1 protein-coding gene is annotated in these 272 nt (G+C 56.2%); it reads left to right on the top strand.

Annotated features, from left to right (window positions below; translation table 11 throughout):
* On the top strand, positions 1-272 hold a 272-nt coding region (locus tag SB756_RS30195), incomplete at both ends, for a PTS transporter subunit EIIC (protein WP_410913249.1).

Here is a 272-nt window from a genome sequence, read left to right on the forward strand (position 1 = left end):
TTGGCTTCACCTTTATGATCCCCATCATGGGCGCTTATATTGCCTCGTCGATTGCCGATAAACCGGCTTTCGCTCCGGCGTTTCTGGTTTGCTATCTGGCGAACGACAAAGCGCTGCTCGGCACCCAGTCGGGTGCGGGATTCCTCGGCGCGGTGGTGCTGGGGCTGGCGATTGGCTATTTCGTCTTCTGGTTCCGCAAAGTGCGCCTTGGCAAAGCATTACAACCGCTGCTCGGTTCAATGCTGATCCCGTTCGTTACTCTGCTGGTTTTC

This window comes from Pseudomonas sp. SIMBA_068, assembly GCF_046534705.1.
GTDB classification, from domain to species: domain Bacteria; phylum Pseudomonadota; class Gammaproteobacteria; order Pseudomonadales; family Pseudomonadaceae; genus Aquipseudomonas; species Aquipseudomonas putida.